Here is a 583-nt window from a genome sequence, read left to right as displayed (position 1 = left end):
GGGTAGTGTTTGCTGATTATCGGGTAGATTTCGGATTTTATGATCAGGATTTCCCTCTGAAAACTCAATACAACCACCAATCAACCAGGGCGTGTTTATAGTAACCTTTATTAGGGTTTTGCTGAATTCTTTCAGGTGGTTGTCGTGATCCCCAGATGGGATCACAGACTCAAAGACCCTGAAAGCGTGGCATTCGCAATTCTTGACGTTTTAGCAGACTTCGAATCAGAAGGAAAGCTGAAGAACCTGCCAAAATCCAAAAAATTTCCAGTAAAAACAATACTGGCAATACTCCTCTTTTAAACAATACTACAACCTACCCCTCAGAGACGCCCAGCACTACGGCAGAAAATTCTTCGGAGCAAACATTCACTACTCAACCCTCCACAACTGGGAGAAAAAGCTGAACCTCGAAGAACTGACAAACCACCTCCTGAAAAACTCCAGAAATTACCCTACGCCAGCACTCAAGCAGACTCAACCATTATCACAAATAAAAAAGGCAGGATAGAAGTTCAGGCAATAACGAGAATCCTGCCGGGTTTACTGTATCCGGTTGCTGTGAAGATCACAACTTCTGAGA

General features: G+C 43.2%; 1 protein-coding gene. It reads left to right on the top strand.

What is annotated here, in order from left to right; translation table 11 throughout:
- Positions 1–135: 135 nt before the first annotated feature.
- Positions 136–303 (top strand): hypothetical protein, encoded by a 168-nt coding sequence (locus THEPK_RS13265; RefSeq protein WP_156882203.1) that lies wholly within the window; start codon positions 136–138, stop codon positions 301–303.
- Positions 304–583: the final 280 nt, after the last annotated feature.

It is taken from the genome of Thermococcus sp. PK, from assembly GCF_000430485.1.
In the GTDB taxonomy this organism is placed as follows: domain Archaea; phylum Methanobacteriota_B; class Thermococci; order Thermococcales; family Thermococcaceae; genus Thermococcus_A; species Thermococcus_A bergensis.
The sequence above is the reverse complement of the archived record's forward strand: the minus strand, read 5'-3'. Positions and strand labels throughout refer to the sequence as shown.